This is a genomic window from Gemmiger formicilis, from assembly GCF_016901605.1.
In the GTDB taxonomy this organism is placed as follows: domain Bacteria; phylum Bacillota; class Clostridia; order Oscillospirales; family Ruminococcaceae; genus Gemmiger; species Gemmiger formicilis_B.
Genome location: NZ_JACJKP010000989.1, coordinates 1 through 217 on the forward strand (window position 1 = coordinate 1; position 217 = coordinate 217).

A 217-nucleotide genomic window follows, 5' to 3' on the forward strand; every position below is an offset into this window, starting at 1 on the left:
AAATAGATTTTTCGCCCCTTGCAGGCTTTTCCGATTTAAGTATATATACTAAAAATGTTTTACACAACCGACAAATTCTAGTAAAAACCCCTGAAAATTATAGCTTTGCAAATTCAACGGAAGAGGAAATCGCGTTAAACAGCGAAACAATGATACAAAAAAGACAGGCAGTCCCCCGTCCTTGAAGTATTTTGGAGGGCAACATGCCTGCACTTTT

At 37.8% G+C, this 217-nt stretch carries 1 protein-coding gene; it reads left to right on the top strand.

What is annotated here, in order from left to right:
* Positions 1–185, top strand: a 185-nt coding sequence (locus tag H6B10_RS17500; RefSeq protein WP_204652567.1) for a hypothetical protein, incomplete at its 5' end; no start/stop codon positions are given.
* Positions 186–217: the final 32 nt, after the last annotated feature.